This window comes from Streptomyces cynarae (genome assembly GCF_025642135.1).
GTDB classification, from domain to species: domain Bacteria; phylum Actinomycetota; class Actinomycetes; order Streptomycetales; family Streptomycetaceae; genus Streptomyces; species Streptomyces cynarae.
Genome location: NZ_CP106793.1, coordinates 2,684,411 through 2,701,867 on the forward strand (window position 1 = coordinate 2,684,411; position 17,457 = coordinate 2,701,867).

A 17,457-nucleotide genomic window follows, 5' to 3' on the forward strand; every position below is an offset into this window, starting at 1 on the left:
CCCGTGACCTCTCTGAACACCCAAAAGAGAACTATGGTGACAATCGTGGCATCGGGTGCTGTCGGACGGAGCAGCCCCGCGTCCGGCACTCGGGTCGGACTGCTGGGGCGGGACCGGGAGCTGGCCGCGCTAGAGCGGATGCTGGCCACGGCGCGGGCGGGCAGCAGCGCGGTCCTGGTCCTTCGCGGCGAGGCGGGGATCGGCAAGACCGCGTTGCTGAACTACGCGGCCGACCGGGCCGTCGGGTTCCGTACCGTCGGCATCTTGGGCATCGAGTCGGAGATGAAGCTTCCGTTCGCGGGTCTCCATCAGCTCTGCACGATCACCTGCACGCCGGACCGGCTTCCAGAGCTGCCGGAGCCGCAGCGCGATGCGTTGTCCGTCGCGTTCGGACTTCAGGACGGCAAGGCGCCGAGCCGGTACCTGGTGGGCCTGGCCGCACTGGATCTGCTGGCCGGTGCCGCCGAGGCCCAGCCGCTGGCCTGCCTCATCGATGATGCGCAGTGGCTGGATGAGGAGTCCAGGGGGGCGCTGGCGTTCGTCGCGAGGCGGTTGATGGCCGAGCCGCTAGTGCTGATCTTCGCCCTGCGGGAGCCTGATGACCATCGTGAGCTGGCCGGTCTGCCGGAGTTGATCGTCGGCGGCCTGAGCGAGCCCGACGCCCGTACTCTGCTGGCTTCCACCCTCCGCGTGCCCCTCGACCCGCTGGTGCGGGACCGGATCGTCGCCGAGGCCCAGGGCAACCCGATGGCCCTGCTGCAACTGCCCCGCGCGCCCGCGGAGCTGGCGGGTGGTTTCTCGCTTCCCGGCAGGGGTCCCCTGGCGAGCCGGATCGAGATCGCTTTCCATGAGCAGTTCCGGTCGCTTCCACCAGCCAGCCGGCGTCTCCTGCTGACCGCTGCGGCTGAACCGACCGGAGACGCGTCCCTGTTGTGGCGCGCGGCCGGTCTGCAACAGATACCCGATGCCGCCGCGGCGCCGGCCGAGGACGCGGGGCTCGTCGAATTCGGCACACAGGTGCGCTTCCACCATCCCCTCGTACGTTCGGCCATTTACCACAGGGCGTCCGCGCCGGAGCGCCGGGCGGCACACCGAGTGCTGGCAGAAGCCACCGATCCCCACCTCGATCCTGATCGCAGGGCGTGGCACCGCGCTCACGCCGCCGCCCGGCCCGGCGAAGACGTCGCCGTCGACCTGGAGCGCTCGGCCGACCGGGCCCGAAGCAGGAGGCGCCGCCGCGGCAGCCGCGTTCCTGCGGCGGGCGGCGGAACTGACCCCGATCCCGCACGCCGCGTCGCCCGGGCACTGGCCGCCGCCCAGGCCGAGATCGACGCCGGAGAGACCGACCAGGCCTCCACCATGCTGGCCGCCGCGGAGGCCGGCCCGCTCGACGACCTGCGGCGCGCCCGGCTCGAGCGGCTACGAGCCCGGCTGGTCTTCTCCCGGCTGAGGGGCGGCGACGCGCCCCGGCTCCTGCTCGACGCCGCACACCGACTGGCACCTCTCGACGCCGCACTCGCCCGTGACACCCTGGTGGAAGCGGTCGGCGCGGCGATCTTCGCCGGCCGTCTCAGCGCGGGACCCGGGCTGCGGGAGGTGGCCGAGGCCGCCCGCGCCGGACCGCCGCCGCCGACCCCGCCGCGGATGGTGGACGTCCTTCTGGACGGCATGGCCACCCGGATCCTCGACGGCTACGCCGCCGGCGTCGACTCCCTCAGGCACGCACTGCGCGTCGTGCGGCAGGAGCAGGCATCCGGCGCGACGGGTGCGGACGGGCGCCTGCTGTGGCTGGCGTTCCGGGTGATACCCGAGCCTCTCGCGCCGGAGCTGTGGGCCGACGACGAGTGGTACGAACTGGCGACCGGCGCCGTCGGCATCGCCCGCGAAGCAGGGGCGTTCGCCGTCCTTCCCATGGCATTGACGTACCAGGCGTGCTTCCACGTCCATGCCGGCGAATTCGACACCGCGGCGGCCCTGGTCGACGAGGCGACGGCGATCTCCGAGGCAGCGGGCGGCGCACCCATGATGTACACGTCTTTGCTGCTCGACGCCTGGCGGGCACACGAGTCTCAGGCTCTGGTGCTCATCGAGAGCACCGTCGAAGAGGTGCGCGCCCGGGGTGAGGGACGCTCTCTCGGCCTCGCCGAGTACGCGACCGCAGTGCTGTACAACGGCCTCGGCCGCTACGACGCCGCGCTTGCCGCCGCGACGCGCGCATGCCAGTACGAGGATCTCGGCTTCTTCGGGTGGGCCCTGACCGAACTGATCGAGGCGGCTGCCCGCTGCGGTCGGCCGGAGGACGCCGCGGCGGCGCTGGACGAGCTCACCGACCGCACACGTGCGAGCGGAACGGAGTGGGCCCTGGGCATGGAAGCGTGCTCGCGCGCGCTGCTGTGCGACGGCCAGGCTGCCGATGCGCTCTACCAGGAGGCGATCGGCCGTCTCGGACGCTGCCGGATCGCCGTCCAACTGGCTCGCGCCCGACTGCTGTACGGCGAGTGGCTGCGTCGTCGCAGTCGCCGCCAGGACAGCCGTGTTCAACTGCGGTTCGCCTACGAGGCGTTCAACCGGTTCGGAGCCGACGGTTTCGCCGATCGCGCCCGCAAGGAGCTTTTGACGACCGGCGAGACCGCACGCAGGCGGACGATCGGCGCGGACACCGAGCTCACCGGCCAGGAGGCGCAAGTCGCCAGGCTGGCCAGGGACGGGCACACCAACCAGGAGATCGCTGCCCAGCTGTTCATCAGCCCCCGCACGGTGGAATGGCACCTCGGCAACGTGTTCGCCAAGCTCGGAGTCAGCTCCCGAAGGCAGCTCCGCGCAGTGCTGGCACCCGTCCCCATTGTGAGCGCCGCTCACTTAAAGGAGCGCCCGTCATCGCCAAGAGCACCGCTCACTTGACAGAGCGCTCGCCATTCCGGAGAGCGCCGCTCGTTCGACAGAGCGCCCGTCGTGGCCAAGGAGCACCGCTCACTCGACGGAGCCCCCGTCATCCCCAAGAGCACCGCTCACTCGACGGAGCCCCCGTCATCCCCAAGAGCACCGCTCACTTGACAGAGCGCCCGTCGCTCCCGGGATCACCGCTCACTCCCCGTACCGCCCGAGCCAGCCGATCCCCCGCCCGTGCCCGAGGCCCGTTGTCCGGCGCCCGGCGGCGCGGATGCACGGTGTTCGCCAGCAGCACCAGGAACGTGTCCGTCGCCGGGTCCAGCACCAGTGAGGTGCCCGTGAAGCCGGTGTGGCCCGCCGCCCCCCGACCCGCCAGCTCCCCCATGAACCACGGCTGGTCCACCGCGAAGCCCAGCCCCGGCGGGGTCAGCATCAGCTCGACGAAGTCGGGACCCAGGATGCGCGCCGTCCCGTACGAGCCGCCGGCCAGCAGTGTGCGGCAGAACACCGCCAGGTCCCGCCCCGTCGAAAAGAGGCCCGCGTGCCCGGCCACCCCGCCGAGCGCCCACGCGTTCTCGTCGTGGACGCTGCCCCGCACCATCCCCCTGTCCGCCTTGGCCCACGGTCGCCGCTGGTCCTCCGTCGCCGCCGCGTGGGGGCACGGGCCGAAGCCCGTCGCGGCCATCCCCAGCGGCCGGGTGATCCCGTCGCGGAAGAGCACGTCGAGGCTGCGGCCGGTGACGCGCTCCAGAACGTACTGCAGTAGCAGCGGGTTCAGGTCCGAGTAGCAGTACGACGTGCCGGGCTCGCCCACCGGCGCCTCCGCCCGCAGCAGCGCGAGCCGCTCCTCCTGCGACGCGCAGTCGTACAGCGGCAGTTCTGGCCGCAGCCCGGAGGTGTGGGTGAGCAACTGCCGTACGGTGATCCCCGCGTGCGCCACCGCCCGGAACTCCGGCAGGTACGCCCCCACGCGCGCATCGATGCCGAGCGTGCCCCGCTCCAGTTGCTGCACCGCGGCGACCGCCGTGAACAGCTTGGTCAGGGAAGCCAGGTCGAAGGGCGTGTCCACGGTCATCGGCACCCGCTCCTGCGGCGGCAGCTCCACACCCCGGTCGGCCTGCTCGTCGTAGGCGGCGTAGCGGACCGCCCAGCCCACCGCCTCCTCCACGGCGACCACCGGTCCGCGCCCGGCGACCACCACGGCGCCGGCCGCCCAGGGGCGCTCCCCTTCGACGGCGGCGTGGACCTCGCGTACGAGAAGACGCAGTTGCTCCGCGTCGAGCCCGGCCTTCTCCGGGGTGTCGACACGCAGTCTCGGTGCGCTCAGTTCTCCTCCCCCACGTTCTCGGCTGCGCTCGAGCTGGGGGTGCCCCCGCCCTCCGCGCCCGCGCGTGCGGTCCAGGGACGGCACAGTGCCACGAAGCAGGCGACCGCCACCAGTGCGGCCGCCAGTTGGACGACGGCCATCGGGACGGCGGTGTCCTCGCCGGCGACCCCGACGAGCGGCGAGGCGACCGCGCCGATGAGGAACGAGGTGGTGCCGAGGAGCGCGGACGCGGAACCGGCGTGGTGGCGGGTGCGCATCAAGGCGAGTGCCTGCGTGTTCGGCAGGGTGATGCCCATCGCGGACATCAGCACGAACAGGGCGGCGGCGACCGGTGCCAGGCCGACCTCGCCGAGGGCGCCCGTCGCCATCAGCAGCAGCGCGGTCGCGGCGAGGGTGACGACCGTGAGGCCGACCGCCAGGACCTTGTCGAGGCTGACGCGACCGACCAGGATCTTGCCGTTGACCTGTCCGGCGACGACAAGGCCGACCGAATTGAGGCCGAACAGCAGGCTGAAGGTCTGGGGGGAGGCGCCGTAGATCTCCTGGATCACGAACGGGGACGCGGAGACGTACGCGAACAGCGCGGCGAAGGCGAAACCGCCCGCGATGGTGTAGCCGGTGAAGACGCGGTCGGCGAGCAGGGTCCCCATGGAGCGCAGGGCGGCGCCCACTCCCCCGCCCCCGTGCCGGCCGGCCGGCTCGAGCGTCTCGGGCAGCCGCACCCACACGAGCGCGGTGAGCGCGATGCCGACGAGCGTGAGGACCACGAACACGCCCCGCCAGTCCGTGACGCGCAGGATCTGGCCGCCGATCAGCGGCGCGACGATCGGCGCCACCCCGGAGATCAGCATAAGCGTGGAGAAGAACCGGGCCATGGCGACGCCGTCGTACAGGTCGCGGACGACTGCCCGGGCGATCACGATCCCGGCCGCGCCCGCGAGCCCCTGCACCAGGCGGAAGGCGACCAGCGCCTCCACCGAGGGGGCGAGGGCGCACAGCGCGGTGGCGAGGACGTAGACGACGAGGCCCGTGAGCAGCGGGCGGCGGCGCCCCCACTTGTCACTCATCGGGCCGACCAGCAGCTGGCCGAGCGCCATGCCGGCGAGGCAGCCGGTGAGGGTGAGCTGCACGGTCGCGGCGGGCGCGTGCAGGGACCTGGTGACCTCCGGCAGGGACGGGAGGTACATGTCCATGGCGAGCGGGGGCGTGGCGGTGAGGGCGCCGAGGAGGAAGGTGACCAGCAGGCCGGTACGGCGCCGGCCGGCGCCCCGGGCGTGCGATGGGGCGCCGGACGGTGCCGTCTCCGGCTCGGTTATGCGGCTTTCCGGCTGCTTCCTGTCGTGCGTGGTACGTCCACGCTCGAGCATGTGGTCCTCCTCGTCATACGGTCCGCCCCTTATGTTCTCAGCTCCCACCGGTTGGACGGGATGGCGTACCGAGGGGCGGACACGCCTACGCTGCGAGCCCATGACGAACAGGGAGAAGAGGATCGCCGTGGTGACCGGCGCCGGTTCGGGGATCGGGCGCGCGGTCGCCGTGGAGTTGCTGGGCGCGGGCTGGTCGGTGGCGCTCGCGGGGCGGCGCGTGGAGACGCTCGAGGAGACGGCCGCGCTCGTGCCCGGGGGCGACACGCTCGCCGTACGGACCGACGTGTCACGGCCGCAGGAGGTCGAGGCCCTGTTCGCTGCCGTGCGTGACCGGTTCGGGCGGCTCGACCTGCTGTTCAACAACGCGGGCACGTTCGGCCCCGGTGGCGTCCCGGTCGAGGAGCTGTCGTACGACGCCTGGAGGCATGTCGTGGACACCAATCTCAACGGCGCGTTCCTGTGCGCGCAGGCGGCGTACCGGCAGATGAAGGAGCAGGATCCGCAGGGCGGCCGGATCATCAACAACGGCTCCGTCTCCGCGCACACGCCCCGCCCGCACTCGGTGGCCTACACGGCGACCAAGCACGCCCTGACCGGACTGACCAAGTCGCTGTCCCTGGACGGGCGTCCGTACCGGATCGCGGTGGGCCAGATCGACATCGGCAATGCGGCGACCGACATGACCGCGCGCATGCGGGGCGGAGTCCTCCAGGCGAACGGGGAGGTGGCGGTGGAGCCCGTGATGGACGTGACGGACGTGGCGCGCACCGTGCGGCACATGGCGGAGCTGCCGTTGGAGGCGAACGTGCAGTTCGCGACGGTGCTTGGCGACGACGATGCCGTACGTGGGCCGCGGCTGACGGGCCCGGGGCCCGGGACGGCGGTTTGTCGACAACTCAACTTCCACAAACGGAATTGAAGACTCCGCACCATCTGGGCCTGTGACGGGCTTACGCTGGGCACATCTACACCAGAGCTTCACATTTGGAGCACTGGGATTCCGTAGGCCACACCAAGGGGGGTGGCAGCCGTTCCGTGGTCCGGCAGGGGGGGACCTCGCGTGGGACCGCGGGGTACGCGCCGGACCGCGGAACGGCTGCCCGAGCTTCGCCCCGGATCAACGCCGGTGACGGCCGTCCTCCGCGGCTCTGCGCCGCCCGCGCCCGCGCCCACGCAGCGCGTAGACCCCGCCGCCAGCAGCGCCGCCACTCCCCCGGCCCCGCCGATCAGCCCCCACGACGAACCACCGTTCCCCGCGGCGCCCGCCCCATGAGCCGACGCCTGCTTCCCCGGCGCGGGCGCCCCCTTCGCCCCGCCCTCGCTGAGGGGCTCCGCCAGGGTGCCCACGGGCTGGACCTTCCCGGCGTGTGCGAAGCCCCAGTCGAGCAGGGCGGCGGTCTCCTGGTAGACGCCGTTGCCGCCGGGCTCGGGGTGCATGACGGTCACGAGGAGGGTGCGCCCGCCGCGCGTGGCGGCGCCGGTGAAGGTGTTGCCCGCGTCGCTGGTGTACCCGTTCTTGACGCCGATGAGGCCCTTGTAGGCGCCGAGACCCCAGGCACCGGTCAGCAGGCGGTCGGTGTTCTGGATCTGGAAGGTCTTCTTCCCACCCGCCGGGAAGTTCGCGAGGCGGGTCGAGCAGTAGCCGCGGAAGTCGCCGTTCCTGAGGCCGTGGCGGGCGAACAGCGTCAGGTCGTACGCGGAGGAGAGCTGCCCGGGGTGGTCGAAGCCGTCGGGGCTCATCACATGGGTGTCGAGGGCTTGCATGTCCTCGGCCCGGGCCTGCATCTCGGCGACGGTCTTCGCGATCCCGCCGTTCATATGACTGAGGACATGGACCGCGTCGTTGCCGGAGCGCAGGAAGACACCGAGCCACAACTGTTCGACGGTGTACGTGATTCCGGGCTTGATCCCGACGAGGCTGGACCCTTCGGGGATGTCCGCGAGGTCGGCGTCGGTCACCGTGTGGGTCTGGTTCCGCTCGAACTTCCCCAGCACGGTGTCCGCGAACAGCATCTTCAGCGTGGAGGCGGGGGCGAGCCGCCGGTGCGCGTCGCACGCGGCGAGCACCTCACCGCTGTCGTGGTCGGCGACGAGCCAGGCGCGGGCGGTGAGCTTCTTCGGCAGCGGGGCGCCCCCCTGCACCTGGACTCCGGCCAGGCCCAGCCGTTCGCCACCGATGACCGGGGCCCCGGAGGCGGACGCGGGCGCGGGCGCGGCCAGAGCCAGCGGCGCGGCGGCAGCGAGCCCGAACACGGCGCGCCGCGGCAGCCGCGCGTCGCACGGGGAAAGCGAAGAGGAAAAACGCACCCCGGGACCGTACAAAGCCAATCCCCTGCGACACGCACCAGGGTGTTAAAGGCACGGCAAAGTCCGGGCCATGTCCGGGAAACACCGGTGGCGCAGACCACACCACTCACCAGGAGTTTCCCGGCAACCCACCGTCAACGGCCGAAAATGCGCCGTCTTGCGAAAACCTGGCCCCGGGCGTCTTTCTCAGCCCTCACGCATTTCTTACTCAGGGACCCTCGACGGTTTCTCCCCGGCCTGTGCCGCGCCCACGACGGGCGACCGTCCAAGTGCGCTCACCGCCCCAGGATCCGCTCCACCTCGGCCAGTTGCGCGGCGGTGAGCGGCCCCTTCGCGAGCGCGCCGGCGTTCTCCTCGGCCTGGGCGACCGAGCGGAAGCCCGGGATGGGGACGGTGAGCGGGCTGCGGGCCCAGATCCAGGCGAGGGCGCCCTGGGCGAGCGTACGGCCGCCGCTGGTGAGGACGTCCCGGAGCGCTTCGACGCGCCGCAGCCACTCGGCGTCCGCGCCGCCGCCCTCGGTGAAGCCCGGCAGCCACGCGGGCGGCGCGTTGCGGATGTCGCCGGCCTCCAGGGCGCGCCCGGGGGTGTGCTTGCCGGTCAGCAGGCCCATGGCGAGGGGGCTGCGGTTGATGCTCGCGAGGTTCGACCCCTCGCACAGGGCGAGGAGTTCGGGAGCGTCCTGAAGGATGTTCAGGCGGTGCTGGACGGCCGCACAGTGCTCCCCTTCGGCGAACACGGCGGCGCGGACCGGGTCGTCGGTGCTCCACGCGTACGCGCGGATGAGCCCTTCCCGTACGAACTCCTCGCAGGTCTCGCGGAGTTCGGCCGCTCGCTCGGGGTCCGCGTCGGACAGGTGCAGCTGATAGAGGTCGATGTAATCGGTGTCGAGGCGGCGCAGGGAGGCGGTCAGTGCGCGGCGGGCGTACGCCGGTGAGTCGTCGCTGCCGGTGAGCAGCCGGCGTTCCTCGTCGATGAGGTTGCCCCACTTGGTGGCGACGACCACGTCGGCGCGCCGTTTGCCGAGGGCGCGCGCGAGGACGCGCTCGCTGTGGCCGGTGCCGTAGGCGTCGGCCGTGTCGAAGAAGGTGACACCGAGGTCGAGGGCGCGTCGTACGGCCCGTACGGACTCCTCGTCATCGACCTTCCCCCAGCCCAGGGGCTGTCCGTCGAGGGACGCCCACTCACCTCCGATGGCCCAGCAGCCGAAGCCGAGGGCGCTGACCCGGATACCGCTTCTTCCCAGGGTCCTGACGTGCTCGATGCTCTCCATGCCGGTGACCGTAGGAGTTGGAGTGCACGCGAGGGCAAGCCCTTTCTCGGATGCGGTCGCGCCTTTCGCCACCCGAACGGCGTCGTGAACGGGTCGGCCGGTGTGACGGGTGGGACGGTGGGAACGCGGAGGGGATTGTTCCTGTTGCCTGCCAGGGAGTGACCATGACTTGTTTCGACCGACGTGACGTGGGGCTGCTCCTGCTCAGGCTGGGGACCGGCGCGGTGCTGGCGGCGCACGGCGCGCAGAAGCTGTTCGGCTGGTTCGGCGGGGGCGGGCTCGAGGGCACCGGGCAGTGGATGGAGTCCGTCGGCTATCGGCCCGGGAAGCAGAACGCGCTGGTCTCCGGGCTGGTGGAGGCGGGCGGCGGCACGCTGATGGCGCTGGGCCTCGCGACACCGGCGGCGGGCGCCGCGGTGGCCGGCGGGATGGCGGGGGCGGCTGCCGTGCTCGCCCCGCAGGGCTTCTTCGCCCAGGGCGGCGGTCTCGAATACCCGGTGTCCCTCGGCCTGACGGCGGCGAGCCTGGCGGTCACGGGACCGGGCCGGCTCTCCCTGGACGCGTTGTCCGGTCACGCCTTCAACCGCGACTGGATGGTCCCGGCGGCGTTCGCGGCGACGGCGGCGGGGACGGCGTTGGTGGTCGGGGCGCGGGCCAAGCGGCTGCGGCAGAAGTCGGAGGGCGAGCAGGACGCGCTCTTCGAGGAGTGACCGTTTCCATGGCAGTCTGCCGGGATGACCGAACAGGTGACGTCCGCGGACCTCTTGAAATCGGACTCGAAGCCGGACCTCTGGGAGTCGATCGACCGGCTGCACACATGGCTGGACGCGAACCGTGTGCACGACGGCGCCGACGAGCGGCTGCTGCGCGTGCTGAAGCTGTCGGAGGAGGTCGGCGAGGTCGCGCAGGCGGTGATCGGCGCGACGGGCCAGAACCCGCGCAAGGGCACGTCGCACAGCTGGGAGGACGTACAGGCGGAGCTGTGCGACGTGGTGATCACCGCGCTGGTGGCGCTGCGCACCCTGACGCCTGAGGCGCGCGAGGTGTTCACGGCGCACCTGGACGGGGTCAGGGCACGCTCGCTGGGCTCCTCGTCCTGAGTTGCTCCACGAACACATGGAGGACTGAAGGTGTGTCAGGAATGACACGGCCTCGTACTGTATCCGCGTGACCACCCCGGCCCTGCGCCCCCAGTCCCTGCTGCTCAGCTTCCTCGGTGACGAGGTGCTGGGCCGGGGGGTGTGCGTGTACACGGGGAGCGTCATCGAGGTGTTCCGGCGCGCCGGGGTGGGCGAGCAGGCCACCCGGTCCACCCTCACCCGCATGGTCGCCCGCGGACTGCTGTCTCGCCGCCGTGAGGGCCGCCGCACGTACGTCGGCCTGACCGACCGCTCGGAGGCGATCCTGCGCGACGGGGAGCGGCGCATCTGGAAGACGGGCGCGGTCAACCGGGACTGGGACGGCACCTGGACCCTCCTCGGCTTCTCGCTCCCGGAGTCCTGGCAGCGCCAGCGGCACGATCTGCGGTCGCAGCTGACCTGGGCGGGGTTCGGGGCGCTGTTCAGCGGGCTGTGGATCGCGCCCGGCGAGGTCGATGTCTCCGCGATCGTCGCCGAGCTCGGGCTCGCGGCGCATGTGAAGGTCTTCCGGGCCCGGGCGGACACCGGCACGGACATCGCCGGAATGATCGACGAGACCTGGGACCTGGACGAACTGGCCGCCCGCTACCGGGAGTTCGAGGCGGCCTGGCGGCCGTTCGCGTCGGGCCGCACGGACATCACCGCGGAGGACGCCCTCGCACTGCGGTTGCGGCTGACCTCCGAGTGGCTGCAGGTGATCCGCAGCGACCCTCGGCTGCCCGTACGGCATCTGCCGGCCGACTGGCCCGCGGTCGGCGCGGAGGAGACGTTCCGGGCGGTCCACGGCCTGCTGGACGCGCCGGCCAGGGACGCAGCACGGCGGCTGATCGAGTCGATTCCGGCTGAGTAGCGGCCCTTCGGGCTCGTGACCCCGGCCGCGGCGTCGCGAAGTGATGTTGTGCACTCCATTGACTCCCGCAAGAAATCAGCCCTACATTCCCTGACGTTCAGTGCACTGAGCAATCGGGCCTTCGAGCCTTCCTTCGAGCCTTAGAGCAATCGCACGGTCCCTGCCCCCGAGCCGCCAGACAGGAGCCGACGCATGCGCGCCGCCCGCACTCGTCCCCGTACCCGACTCCGCATCGCCCTCGCCGCCCTGGCCACGGTGGCGTCCGCGGCCCTGACCACGCTCCCCGCCCCGGCCGCCCAGGCGGACTCGGGGGCCGCCCATCTCACCGGCACCCTCGCCGACGGCGCCACCTGGATCGCGGACGTCCCCGCCCGCTGGAACGGCACCCTCCTCCTGTTCAGCCACGGCTTCGGCCCCACCGTCGCCCAGGACGCCCCCTCCGACGCCGTACGCACCGAGCTGCTCGCCGAGGGCTATGCGATGGCCGGGTCGTCGTACGACCCCCATGGTTCGATGTGGGCCCTGAACAGCGCGGAACGCGACCAGTTCGCCACGCTCGACGCGGTCACGGCGAAGATCGGCACACCGCGGCGCACGCTGTCCGTCGGCCAGTCCATGGGCGGGCTCGTCAACGCGCAGATCGCCCGTGACGGCGCCGGCCGCGTCGACGGCGCGCTCGGACTGTGCGGCCTGGTCGCGGGCGGTACCGACCTGGACGACTACCAGCTCGACGCCGAGTACACGATCGCCCGGCTGCTCCTGCCCGGGCAGGACGTCGGCCTGGTCCTCTTCGGGTCGGCCGCCGACGCGGCCGCCACCGCGAAGAAGCTCACCGACGCCGTCACCGCCGCCCAGGCCACCCCGCAGGGCCGGGCCCGGATCGCGCTGGCCGCCGCCTTCCTGAACCTGCCCGCGTGGGCGCCCGGCGAGAGCGCCCCCGCGCCGAGCGACTGGGCGGGGCAGGAGAAGCAGCAGTACGCGTGGTTCGCGCAAGGCATCCTCTCCTTCGTGGAGGGGGGCCGGTACGCGATCGAGCAGTCCGTCGGCGGCAACAACTCCTGGAACAAGGGCGTCGACTACACCCGTCTGCTGGCCGGTTCCGTGCACGCCCAGCAGGTCCGGGCCCTGTACCAGGCGGCCGGCCTGGACCTGCGCGCCGACCTGAGGTCCCTGACGGCGGGCGCCGCGATCACCGCCGACCCGGCCGCCCTACGCACCGCCCAGCGCACGTCCTCCGCCGGCCAGGGCCTGGGCGTGCCGTTGCTGGACGTGCACACCGTCGCCGACAACCTGGTCCCGGTTGAGCAGGAGCGACGGTTCGGCGACCGGGTGCGCGCAGCCGGTGACGGGGCGCTGCTTCGGCAGGCCTACGTCCAGCGCCAGGGCCACTGCGCGTTCACCACCGCCGAGACGGTGGCCGCCCTGCACGCACTGGAACACCGCGTCACCACCGGCCACTGGGACGACGCGGCGACGCCGGGGGTGCTCCAGCGGTCGGCCACGGCGCTCGGTCTGGACGGGGCGGCGTACGTCACGTACCGACCGGCACGCCTGACGGTCGGCCGGGACCGCCCCTCATACCCCACGCAGCCCTGACGTACGGCAGCCGCCAGCCGCCCTCGCGCCCCGCACCGCACCCACCACTGACGTTGGGACCCGCTCATGTCCGACACCTCCACTCCTCCGACCTCCGCATCGGCTCCTCCGCGTGCGTCGCTCCCGATCGGCACGCTCGTCGCCGGCTGTCTCGCCGTCTGCCTGGCCCAGATCGGCCTCGCCATGCCGGCCACGCTCAACGGCCTGTTCCAGGAACACCTCCACCCCGTCGGCTCCCAGCTGACCTGGATCTCGGACGCGTTCCTGCTGCCCGTCGCCGTTCTCGAACTGTCCTTCGGTGTTCTCGGCGACCTCTTCGGCCGCAAACGGCTCCTGGTCGGCGGCGCCGCGCTGCTGTGCGCGGGTGAGATCGTCGCCGCGAGCGCCTCCGGCATCCACCAGCTGTGGGTGGGACAAGCGCTGGCCGGCCTGGGCGCCGCCGCACTCTTCCCCACCTCGCTCGCCATGATCGCCGCCGGCACGCACACCGGCCCCCAGCGGGCACGAGCCATCGCCGTATGGGCCTCCAGCCTGTCCGCGGGCGGCTTCCTCGCCCCGCTGCTCGGCGGCATCACGGGGACGTACGGCTCGTGGCGCTCGGCGTTCGTGGTGGTCGCGGTACTTGCCGCGATCAGCGCGCTGGTGAGCCTGTGGCTGGCCACCGACTCCAGGGCGCCGGAGGGCCGCTCACTCGACGTCGGCGGCCAGATCACCATCGGCGTCGGCCTGTTCGCACTGCTGTACGCGGTCATCCAGGGACCGACGGACGGCTGGGGGTCCACCCCGGTTGTCGTGGCGTTCGTGATCGCGGCGGTGTTCATCGCCCTGTTCGTCTACGCCGAGAGCCGAGCCCGGTCGCCGTTGCTCCGTCTGGACCTGTTCCGCAACCGCTCCTTCGCGATCGCCTCGGTCGTCGCGGTCGTGGGCATGTTCAGCTTCCTGGGCACGGCCTACGCGGCGAGCATCCGGCTCGGCCCGATCCAGCACCAGAGCCCGATGCGTACGGCGTTCGCGTTCCTGCTGCTCAACGCCATCACGCCGGTCCTCACTCCGCTGACCTCGCGGCTGCTGCACCGGCTCCCGGCCCGGGCGCTGCTCACCGCCGGCCTGGCGCTGATCGCGGCGGGCGACTTCCTGGCGGCGGGGCTGGACGTGGGAGACGAGAACCTGACCTCCCTGATCGTGCCGCTGGGCCTGGTCGGCATCGGCTTCGCCTTCACGGTGTCGTCGATCACCGCGACCGCCGTCAACACGGTCCCGGTGCCGCTCGCGGGCATGGCGAGCGCGGCCACCAACCTGCTGCGCGACTTCGGCTTCACGCTGGGCCCGGCCGTCATCGGCGCGGTTGCTCTGAGCCAGGCCGCGTCCCGGGTGACCTCCGCGCTTGCGACCTCGTCCTCGCTGAGCGCGGAGTCGAAGGCGGCGGCACACGAGGTACTGAAGGAGGGCGGCCCGCTCGCCCTCAACTCGGTGCCTGCGGGGTCGCCGCCGGGCGCGGCCCGCTCCTACGCCCTGGACGCGCTCGGCCACGGCTACTCGATCGGGTTCGTGGTGTGCGGTTCGGCGGCCCTGTTCTCGGCACTGCTGGTGGTGACGGCACTGCGGGGGCGTACGGCGGAGGAGAGCGCGGCGGAGCCGGAGGGGGACGGGAAGGAACGTGCGGTGCTCGCCACGGGGTGAGGCGGGCGACGGGTGTTGTCGCGAGGCCATGGGGCTGCTCCAGCATCCCCGGGCCTCGCGTCGGCAGCAGAGCGACGCGGCGAAAGCCGATTGACTGTGTCCCAAGGGGGCACACGATGGACATGGTCGGCGACACGGACGACGACAGGTCGATGCGTCGGCAGGGTTCGAGCGGCCACCGGACGGTGCCGCACACCGCCGATGTACGGATCGAGGCGTGGGGAGTGAGCCGGGAGAGCTGCCTGGCGGAGGCGGCGACCGGCCTCGTGGACTGCTTCGCGGACCTGTCCACGGCACGTCCCACCGCCGTGGAGCGCGTAAGACTGGCCGAGAACGACGACGACGATCTGCTGGCCGCGCTCCTGGAGGAGGTCGTCTACCGGCTGGAGGTCCACGGCCAGGTGCCCGTGGACGTGGAGGCCGAGTCCGACGACGACGGGCTCGAGGTGCGGCTGACGGTCACCGGCCTGTCGGACGTGGAGATCACCGGCGCCGTACCGAAGGGCGTGTCGTGGCACGGCCTGCACATGGGCCCGGACCCGTACGGCTGGTCGTGCACGGCGATCGTGGACGTGTGAGCAGCCGTCGTCCTGCGGGGTCATGGGTTTGTGGGCTTCATGGGCTCAGCCCTTGACCACCCCGAGCGGCACCAGGCGGGCGACGACACGGCACAGTCCGGCACTCTCACTCGCCGCCACGACCTCGCCGACGTCCTTGTACGCCTCAGGGGCCTCCTCGGTCAGGCCGCGCCAGGAGAGCGGACGCGCGGCGATACCGTCCCGCTCGAGCCTGGCCCGCAGCTCCCTGCCGGTGATGGAACGGGCGGCCTGGTGGCGGCTCATCCGGCGCCCCGCACCGTGGCAGGTGGAGAAGAAGGCACCTCCGCCGGGCACACCCGCCAGGACGTACGAGGCCGTTCCCATGGTCCCGGGGATCAACACGGGCTGCCCCTGCTCGCGAAGGTCCTCGGGAAGCTCGGGATGCCCGGGCGGAAACGCCCGAGTGGCGCCCTTGCGGTGCACGCACAGCCGACGCCGCCGCCCGGCCACGTCATGGGTCTCGAGCTTGGCGAGGTTGTGCGACACGTCGTACACGAGGGACAACCGGACGTCGGCGGCGCGGCGGAAGACCCGACGGGCGGCTTCGGTGAGGAGCTGGCGGTTGGCGCGCCCGTAATTGGCGGCGGCTGCCATGGCACCCAGATACGCCTGCCCCTCCGGCGAGGCGACCGGGGTGCAGGCCAGCTGCCGATCGGGCACGGCGATGCCGTACCGGGTCATGGCCCGGTCCATCGCCCGCACATGATCGGTACAGATCTGATGCCCGAGCCCGCGCGACCCACAGTGGATCATGACGGTCACCTGGCCGCGGGCGATCCCGAAGGCGCCGGCGGCCGCCTGGTCGTACACCTCGGCGACCTGCTGCACCTCGAGGAAGTGGTTGGCCGATCCCAGGCTGCCCACCTGCCCGAGCCCCCGCTCACGGGCCCGTCCGCCGACTTGCCCGACATCGGCGTCACGGACCGCTCCCCCATCCTCACACCGTGCAAGATCCCGTTCTTCACCATGCCCCTGCTCCACGGCATAACGGGCTCCGCCCTCCAGCACGCGCTCCAGCTCCCCGGCCCGGCTCGGCCGCCACACACCACCGGGCCCCGCGCCACGCGGGATGGCCCGGTCGAGCCCGTCCATGACCGCGTCCATGGCGGAGGCGAGCTGGGCGCGATCACAGTCGGCGGCCAGCAACCGCACCCCACAGGAGATGTCGAACCCGACCCCTCCCGGCGACACGACGCCCCCGTCGTCGACGTCGGTCGCCGCGACCCCGCCGATGGGAAAGCCGTAGCCCCAGTGGATGTCGGGCATGGCGTACGAGGCGCCGACGATGCCGGGCAGCGTGGCCACGTTGACGACCTGCCCCAGCGCCTGCTGGGCGTCGCTGAGCAGGGCGCGGGAGGCGAAGACGACGCCCGGGACGCGCATGTCGCCGTGTCGTTCGATGCGGAAGCGGTGGGGTGCTTCTTCCAGGAGTTCCATGGTGGTCTCCTGCGGTGCGTGCGGCGCGGGTCGCCTCGGGTAGACCACCGCAGCGGACCCGCTGCCTTCCGAGTTCCGCGCGGGGGCGGGGTGACTCCCGCGGTCGGCAGTGTCGGTCATCCCTTCGCCCAGGCCCTCAGGGCTCGCCTCAGCCGACTCTAGTCAGCGTAGTGATAGCGAGCCTTGAGGATCTTGACTTCTTTGTCATCGACTCGGTAGACGAGGCGGTGTTCGTCATCAACGCGTCGCGACCAGTAGCCGGAGAGGTCTCCTTTGAGCGGCTCGGGCTTGCCGATGCCGTTGAAGGGATCGCGTTGGATCTCGCCGATGAGACGAACGACGCGACGCACCATCTTTCGGTCGGTCTCCAGCCAGTACTGGAAGTCGTCCCAGGCGCCCGGGTCGAAGTTGACGTCCCTCACTCCTCACCGGCCAGCTCTTGGAGGTCGTCAAGGCTCTTGGTGATTCCTGTCTGGCCCGCACGGTCGCGGGCGACAGCCTCCATGAGACGGCGTGCGTTGGCCGGCGATCGCAGGAGGTAGATGGTCTCCTGCCAGGCGTCGTAGTCCTCGGCAGACATGAGTATGGCGTCGCCGTGCTTGGAGTGGATGCGTACGGGCGCGTGGTCGTCGTTGACCTTCTTGATCAGGGGAAAGAGCTCCTTGCGCGCCTCGCTCGCAGTGAAGGCCATGGCACCCTTCCTCTCTTGAACCGGTACGGAAAATCGTACCTGACTGGTACGGAAGTACGTACTGCTTTCACACGAGTACGGGCAGCCGCGAAGCGCGAACGCCTGACGGCGAACGCGCCCTTCCAGTGTCTGCAGGTGCAGGCACCGCTCAGCGGCCCTCGGACGGAGTCCGGACTCCCCGGGGCCGGCTCCCGCCGCACCGAGACGTACGGCCAACTCCGCAATGTCGCCGAGTTGGCCGTACGTCAAATCGTGCGACGAGAGGCCCTCGCGGAGGGAGGTGAACGCCGTCGCGTACCCGGGT

Annotated in this window: 13 protein-coding genes and 2 pseudogenes; 8 read left to right on the top strand and 7 right to left on the bottom strand. The window is 71.8% G+C overall.

The window, feature by feature from the left end:
* The first annotated feature begins 33 nt into the window (after positions 1-33).
* Positions 34-2,901, top strand: a pseudogene (locus N8I84_RS12545) (AAA family ATPase).
* 145 nt (positions 2,902-3,046) lie between these two features.
* Here the strand turns inward: N8I84_RS12545 and N8I84_RS12550 are convergent.
* Both N8I84_RS12550 and N8I84_RS12555 read right to left on the bottom strand, forming a co-directional pair.
* Positions 3,047-4,216, bottom strand: coding sequence for a serine hydrolase domain-containing protein (locus N8I84_RS12550; RefSeq protein ID WP_263234742.1), 1,170 nt, complete (start codon positions 4,214-4,216; stop codon positions 3,047-3,049).
* Entirely contained in the window at positions 4,213-5,583 is a 1,371-nt protein-coding gene (locus tag N8I84_RS12555; protein WP_263229601.1) for a multidrug effflux MFS transporter, read from the bottom strand. The genes N8I84_RS12550 and N8I84_RS12555 overlap by 4 nt, the downstream gene beginning before the upstream one ends.
* Positions 5,584-5,683: 100 nt before the next feature.
* Here N8I84_RS12555 and N8I84_RS12560 point away from each other — a divergent pair.
* A pseudogene (locus N8I84_RS12560) lies at positions 5,684-6,443 on the top strand (SDR family oxidoreductase).
* 118 nt (positions 6,444-6,561) lie between these two features.
* Here the strand turns inward: N8I84_RS12560 and N8I84_RS12565 are convergent.
* Positions 6,562-7,890, bottom strand: coding sequence for a D-alanyl-D-alanine carboxypeptidase family protein (locus tag N8I84_RS12565; RefSeq protein ID WP_263229602.1), 1,329 nt, complete (start codon positions 7,888-7,890; stop codon positions 6,562-6,564).
* 275 nt (positions 7,891-8,165) lie between these two features.
* Positions 8,166-9,161, bottom strand: coding sequence for an aldo/keto reductase (locus tag N8I84_RS12570; RefSeq protein ID WP_263229603.1), 996 nt, complete (start codon positions 9,159-9,161; stop codon positions 8,166-8,168).
* A 164-nt stretch (positions 9,162-9,325) separates the two neighbouring features.
* Between N8I84_RS12570 and N8I84_RS12575 the strand changes: the two genes are divergently transcribed.
* From N8I84_RS12575 to N8I84_RS12600, 6 genes are all read left to right on the top strand, one after another.
* Positions 9,326-9,871: a DoxX family protein gene (locus tag N8I84_RS12575; protein WP_263229604.1), complete on the top strand. Its 546-nt coding sequence runs from the start codon at positions 9,326-9,328 to the stop codon at positions 9,869-9,871.
* Positions 9,872-9,895: 24 nt separating this feature from the next.
* Positions 9,896-10,261: a MazG-like family protein gene (locus N8I84_RS12580; RefSeq protein ID WP_263229605.1), complete on the top strand. Its 366-nt coding sequence runs from the start codon at positions 9,896-9,898 to the stop codon at positions 10,259-10,261.
* A gap of 61 nt (positions 10,262-10,322) precedes the next feature.
* A complete protein-coding gene (locus N8I84_RS12585; protein ID WP_263234743.1) occupies positions 10,323-11,150 on the top strand; it encodes a PaaX family transcriptional regulator in 828 nt (275 codons plus the stop codon).
* A gap of 192 nt (positions 11,151-11,342) precedes the next feature.
* The gene (locus N8I84_RS12590) at positions 11,343-12,746 is read left to right on the top strand and encodes an alpha/beta hydrolase (RefSeq protein WP_263229606.1); all 1,404 of its coding nucleotides are present in this window, start codon (positions 11,343-11,345) and stop codon (positions 12,744-12,746) included.
* A gap of 66 nt (positions 12,747-12,812) precedes the next feature.
* On the top strand, positions 12,813-14,426 hold the full coding sequence (locus tag N8I84_RS12595; protein ID WP_263229607.1) for an MFS transporter: 1,614 nt from the start codon (positions 12,813-12,815) through the stop codon (positions 14,424-14,426).
* A 122-nt stretch (positions 14,427-14,548) separates the two neighbouring features.
* The gene (locus N8I84_RS12600) at positions 14,549-15,004 is read left to right on the top strand and encodes an archease (RefSeq protein ID WP_200417762.1); all 456 of its coding nucleotides are present in this window, start codon (positions 14,549-14,551) and stop codon (positions 15,002-15,004) included.
* Between the two features lie 45 nt (positions 15,005-15,049).
* Here the strand turns inward: N8I84_RS12600 and N8I84_RS12605 are convergent, their stop codons facing one another.
* The 3 genes from N8I84_RS12605 to N8I84_RS12615 all read right to left on the bottom strand — a co-directional run bounded on the left by N8I84_RS12605 (position 15,050) and on the right by N8I84_RS12615 (position 17,153).
* The gene (locus N8I84_RS12605; RefSeq protein WP_263229608.1) at positions 15,050-16,462 is read right to left on the bottom strand and encodes an RtcB family protein; all 1,413 of its coding nucleotides are present in this window, start codon (positions 16,460-16,462) and stop codon (positions 15,050-15,052) included.
* 158 nt (positions 16,463-16,620) lie between these two features.
* On the bottom strand, positions 16,621-16,884 hold the full coding sequence (locus tag N8I84_RS12610; protein WP_263229609.1) for a Txe/YoeB family addiction module toxin: 264 nt from the start codon (positions 16,882-16,884) through the stop codon (positions 16,621-16,623).
* A complete protein-coding gene (locus N8I84_RS12615) occupies positions 16,881-17,153 on the bottom strand; it encodes a type II toxin-antitoxin system Phd/YefM family antitoxin (RefSeq protein WP_263229610.1) in 273 nt (90 codons plus the stop codon). Before N8I84_RS12615 ends, N8I84_RS12610 begins: the two co-directional genes overlap by 4 nt.
* Positions 17,154-17,457 lie beyond the last annotated feature (304 nt).